The organism is Photorhabdus akhurstii (assembly GCF_018448925.1).
Classification (GTDB): Bacteria; Pseudomonadota; Gammaproteobacteria; order Enterobacterales; family Enterobacteriaceae; genus Photorhabdus; species Photorhabdus akhurstii.
Genome location: NZ_RCWE01000180.1, coordinates 1 through 209 on the forward strand (window position 1 = coordinate 1; position 209 = coordinate 209).

1 rRNA gene is annotated in these 209 nt (G+C 45.9%); it reads right to left on the minus strand.

Going from position 1 to position 209, the window contains the following annotated elements:
- Positions 1 to 98 (minus strand): 23S ribosomal RNA (locus EAE93_RS24225); the annotation flags it as partial.
- Positions 99 to 209 lie beyond the last annotated feature (111 nt).

Consider the following 209-nt stretch of genomic DNA (forward strand, 5'->3'; position numbering starts at 1 on the left):
CGCTTCATATCAGCTTACCGACGCTTTTCGCAGATTAGCACGTCCTTCATCGCCTCTGACTGCCTAGGCATCCACCGTGTACGCTTATTCGCTTAACCTCACAACCCGAAAAGGTCTCGGATTGTTCAGCTTGAGAGACTCCCCAATAATACCTTGTCGATATTACTGAGTGTTTCAATTTTTCAGCTTGTTCCAGATTGTTAAAGAGC